The 5,339-nt window shown below is 70.8% G+C and carries 2 protein-coding genes; both read right to left on the reverse strand.

Going from position 1 to position 5,339, the window contains the following annotated elements; genetic code table 11:
- Positions 1–69: 69 nt before the first annotated feature.
- A complete protein-coding gene (gene pbpC, locus VOI29_RS22315) occupies positions 70–2,076 on the reverse strand; it encodes a penicillin-binding protein 1C (RefSeq protein WP_323783798.1) in 2,007 nt (668 codons plus the stop codon).
- Positions 2,077–2,219: 143 nt separating this feature from the next.
- Positions 2,220–5,339, reverse strand: a 3,120-nt coding sequence (locus VOI29_RS22320) for an alpha-2-macroglobulin family protein (RefSeq protein ID WP_323783796.1), incomplete at its 5' end; no start/stop codon positions are given.

The raw sequence follows: 5,339 nt of genomic DNA on the forward strand, positions 1-5,339 counted from the left end.
GAAGCGAAACAGCTCATGCCCGGCAATGCCCCGCAACAACCGATCCGCCGCATCGATCGATCCGCCCCGTCAATCGATCCGCAAATCAACCCGGTCCGAGCGGCCTGCGCCATCGATAATCACCAGCGAGGAAAAACCGGGGCCCGGGCTGGGCACCGGGAACTCACGCTGTCTTTGCCCGGCAAGCACCGGCCGCCCATTCGCCAGCACCAGGAATGGCGCGGTGCCGCCGCGCAGTTTCAGGGTGAGGCCGCCGCTGTCCAGCGCCAGCCGGGCGCCGTCGGGCGGGAAGATCAGCTCCGGCGCATCTGCCGGCGCCGAGAACACCGCATCGCGGGGACGGAAGCGCTGCAGCGGCTGCGGCAATTCGGCAGAGCTGACGATCAGCGTGGCGGGCGGCGGCGGCGGCAGCGGCTCCAGCACGGGTTTCAGACGCCCGAAGGCCTCAAACAGCACAGGTGCCGCCAGATCGCCGCCGAAGATCCCCGGTACCGGGGTGCCGTCGGCGCGGCCCATCCAGACGCCGACCGTATGACGCCCGTCCCAGCCGATCGCCCAGGCGTCGCGGTGGCCATAGGAGGTGCCGGTCTTATAGGCAATGGTGCCGCGGCGCGCGCCCGCAGGCACCGGCAGGCCGCGCAGGATGTCGCCAACCTGCCAGGCGGCCTCGGGCGAGATCAGGCGGCCTGCGGGCTGCGGGGCCGCGCCCTGAACCATCCGCAGCCTTGGCCCCTGCCCGCCTGCCGCCAGCCCGGCGTAGAGCTGCACCATGTCCTGCAGGCTGATGCCGACGCCGCCAAGCGACAGCGCCAGACCGGGGGCGCCGCCGGGCAGCTCCGGCGCCGCGCCGCCTGCGCGCAGGGACGCCATCAGCCGCGCCGGGCCCAGCTCCTGCGTCAGCTTCACCACGGGGATGTTGAGCGATTGCTGCAGCGCCTCGCGCACGCGGATGTCGCCGCGGAATGCGCCATCGAAATTCTGCGGTGCATAGCCTGCGAAATCGGCCGGGCCGTCGTGGATCAGGGTTTCGGGATGCGCCAGGCCCTGGTCGAAGGCCAGCCCGTAGACCAGCGGTTTCAAGGTGGAGCCGGGGGAGCGGATCGCCTGGGTCATGTCGACAAAGCCGCGCCTTTGCGCATCGGCATAGCCGGGCGAGCCGACCAGCGCCAGCACCTCGCCGGTCTGGTGGTCGGCGGCGATCAGCGCGGCAGAGAGGCGTTCACCGCCCGCACGGACCGCCTCTGCTGCCAGATGCTGCATCTGCGCCTGGATCTGCCGGTCGATGGTCAGGCGGATCTGCCGCTGGCCCGGTTGCGCGGCCTTTACCCGGTCGGCCAGATGCGGCGCCAGCCGCGGGAAGGCGGCCATGCGGTGCGGCAGCGGGGTTTGGCGGGCGGTCCTTGCCTGTTCCTCTGTCAGAATGCCCTGCCGCTGCATCCGCGCCAGCACCCGGTCGCGGGCCTTGCTTGCGGCTTCGGGGAAGCGGTCGGGGCGGCGGCGTTCGGGGCTCTGCGGCAGGGCGACCAGCAGCGCGGCTTCGGCCGGGGTCAGCCGGCCCGGCTCCTTGCCGAACCAGCTGTAGGCGGCCGCGCGGATGCCCTCGGCCGCGCCGCCATAGGGGGCGTGGGTCAGGTAAAGCGTCAGGATCTGGTCCTTGCTGAGACGGCGTTCCAGCGCCAGCGCCATCCGCATCTGGCGCAGCTTGCCTGCCCATCGGCCGGTGGTGCCGTCCTCCAGGAGGCGCGCCACCTGCATGGTGAGGGTGGAGCCGCCGGAGACCGCGCGGGTGTTCCACAGCGCCTGGCCCGCGGCGCGGAGGAGGGCGATAGGATCGACGCCGGCGTGGGAATGAAACCGCTTATCCTCGTAGCGCAGCAGCATCTCGAGGAAGCGCGGGTCGACTTCGGCGGGCTGGACGGCGAGGCGCCGGAGGCCGGTTCCCACCGGGTAGGCGCGCAGCAGTTTGCCGTTCCGGTCGAGGACTTCAGTGGAGGTTTCCGCGAGGGTGAGGGGGAGGTTCGTGTTGTCGATCCACGTGTCGAAGATGCGGCAGGCTGTAAAGACTATAACAAACAGGACCGCTAAAGTAGCGGTGTACCATTTCCACCTTTTGCCTGGCCGCAGGCCGGGCAGCGCCCGTCCCGCCCCCGACGGGGCGGGCGCTTCGCTTCCCACCCCGCCGGGCCGGGCGCTGCCCTCCGTTCTTTTCTTCCAGCGCTTCACTTCACGACCACAGGCCCCGTTGCGCTGCGCGCGCGGTAGGCAGGGCGGTACATGTCCTCGACCGAAGCCGCCGGGTGGTGGAACACGCCGGGCGTGACCGCGCGGACCACATAGGCCAGCGTCACCGGTGCGGCGTCGCGCACATTCACCGCCGCCAGAAAGCGGTCGCTGCGGAACTCGGCGTGTTCGGCCTTGGCCGGGTTCAGCCAGTCGAGGTCGCGCAGATCGCCGGAGCGCAGGAGGTTCGGGTTGTCGATCTCAAATCCCGCGGGCAGCGGGTCGTTGATCATCAGCCTCGCACCGGTCTTTTCATGCGGCTTCACCCGCAGGACCGCCACGAAGCGCGCGCCGGCGCGGACAGACCCGGCCTCCAGCGGCTGGCCCTCCAGCGTGTAGTAGCTGCGCTCGATGGTGTAGCCATAGCCGCCCGCGGCGGGCGGCACCTGCGGCACGCCGAGCGTGGTCAGGGTGATCTCCGCGGTGCGGCCATTGGCGGCGGTCAGGGCCAGCTCCGGCATGTCCTGCCCGTCTGCGGCCTGCACGAACGGGCCCTGGACGGGCTGGCCGTTCACCAGCAGGCCGGAGTCTTCGGGCCGCTGGCTCAGCGCGTGGGCGGCCATCAGGGTCCAGACCGCCTCTTGCGTGGACCGGGTGCCGCTGGCGCCCGAGAGCCGCGCGGACAGGCTGACCCGGTCCACGGCCTCTGATCCCGCCTCTGCGGCTAGGGCCAGAACCCCGGCGGTATCGCGCAGGGCGGTGCCGAAATCAGCGCGCCACAGGCGGCTGTCCTCATGGCCGGCATTGCCGATCATCTGCGCGGCGCGGGCGAACATTGCGTCCGCCCGCCGCTGGTCGCCATAGGCCGCGAGCGCGGCCCCCAGCTGGGCGGCGGCAAGCGGGGTGGCAAAGGCCTCGCCCTTCACATCGGCGTAATAGCGCAGGTCGCCCATCCGGGCCGCCCCTTCGCGGGCCAGCACCAGAAGGGCATAGGCGATCTCCCCGCCGCCCCTGTCGAAGTCGGGGGCGTAGTTGATGCGGTTGCGCAGGTTGTCCATCGCCTGGGCAAAGGCCTGCTGCGGCACCTCATACCCTTGCGCGCGGGCGCGGCTGAGGAAGTCGCTGGCATAGGCATCGAGCCAGAACTCGCCGCTGCCGGCGCGCCACATCCCGAAGGCGCCGCTGGGGGCCTGGCGGGTCAGCACCTTGCGGATCGCTGCGTTGATGCGGGCGTCCACCGCCGGGCCATCGCCCAGCCCCGCCGCCTGGGCCACGCTGCTGAGGTACAACAGCGGCAGCGCCTTGGAGGCGACCTGTTCGGTGCAGCCGTAGGGGTACTGGTCCAGCTCTGCCAAAAGGCCCGGCACGTCAAACTTGGCCAGCGGGCCGGAGGAGATTGCGGCCCGCGCGGTGCCCGGGAGGAGGCCGGTGAAGACGTCCTTGCTGAACAGGAAGGTGTCGCCGCCTGCCAGGGTGAAGCGGCGGGTTTGCGAGACCACGGGATCATTGGCGCGGACCGGCAGCCGCAGGTCCTGGCGCAGTTGCTGCCCGTCCGGGGTGGTCAGGGTGAGGGTCAGTTCATGGTCGCCGGCGCCTTGTGCCGTTACTGGCAGTTCCAGCACAGCTTTGCCCTGCTCTGCCAGGGTGACGGAGGCGGGCAGGCTGCCCAGGGTCAGGCCGCCTGCGGTGCTGGCGCTGAGCTTCATTTCACCAGCGGCGCCGCCGGCATGCACGATCTCGATCCTGGCGCGGCTTTCATCACCCGGCGCCAGGAAGCGCGGCAGGGAGGCGGTGACCACCACCGGGTCGCGCACCAGCATGTCGGCCTCGGCCTGTCCTACGGCTTTGCCCGACCAGGCCACCGCCATCAGCCGCACGGTGCCGTTGAAGGCGGGCAGCGTCATCGGGAATTCGGCCTCGCCATTCGCGTCCGCTTTCAGCGGGCCGGAGAACAGAGCCACCAGATCCTGCGTCGGCGGCGGCGATTGCATCTTGAGACCGCTGACCGCATCACCGCCGGAGCGGATGCGGCCCATGGCGCCGTTGCCGGGGTCGATCAGGCGGCCATAGACGTCGCGCAGCTCCATTCCCAATCGGCGCTGGCCGTAGTAATGCGCGCTGGGGTCGGGGCTGGTGAAGCCGGTGAGATTGAGGATGCCAAGGTCGACGGCGGCGACCGTCAGCCAAACATCCTCGCCCTTGTCAGCGCCATCCACGCGGAGTTTCGCGACCTGAGTGCCGCGCGGCCGGGCCACGTCGGGCACCTCGATGGCGACCTCCAGGTGCTGGCCGGGCTGAGTGATGCCGGCATGCGCCAAACCAAGGGCGCGCAGCGGGGTGCGGCCCTGCTTGCCCGCAACCGGCTGGATCACCGTCGCGGTCACATAGGCGCCGCTGCCCCAGTCCTGCGTCACCTCCAGCGGGATCACGGTTTCGCCGGCGGGGACTTCGACGGCCATCCGGTGGATCAGGCGGTCCGAGACCACCGAGATCAGCGCGGTGCCTGCGGCCTGCGGCACAATGCGCAGGCGGGCGGTGCTGCCGGGCGCATAGCTTTCGCGGTCCAGCGACAGCTCCAGCCTTGCCGGGGTTTCGGTGCTGCCCTCAGGCGCGTACCAGCCGGCGTAGAAGTCGAAGGCGGCTGAGGCATAGGCGCCGTCGAGGCGCTCCACCACCAGCTCGTAACGGCCCCAATCGACGGGCTGCGACAGCGGCAGCGGGTCGCGGCCCAGCTGCGCCTCGCCAGTGGCGACCCGGCTGCGGCGGGTGATCGGCTCCCAGTTCCAGTTGCCGTAAAGCTGATACCACTGATAGCGGGTCTCGACCCGGTTCAGGGTCCATTTCACCCGCATCGGCATCGGCGTCAGCTCCGGCGACAGGGCGATGAGTTCAAAGCCGGCCTCGGAGCCTTCCGCCGCGACCTCCGCAAACAGCGGCTTGATGCCAAGCACGGGACCGGCAGGGCGGACCGGCAGCTCCAAAGTGCGCTCCACCGGGCGGGCGGCGCCGTCAGCGACGCGGGTGGCAAGGGTGGCCGACAGCGGTTTGCCCTCCGCCGGGGGGACGGCGGGGAGGCTGGCCGCAAAGACGGCACGGCCATCGGGGCCGGTTTCCTGACC

It is taken from the genome of Leisingera sp. (assembly GCF_034669605.1).
GTDB lineage: Bacteria > Pseudomonadota > Alphaproteobacteria > Rhodobacterales > Rhodobacteraceae > Leisingera.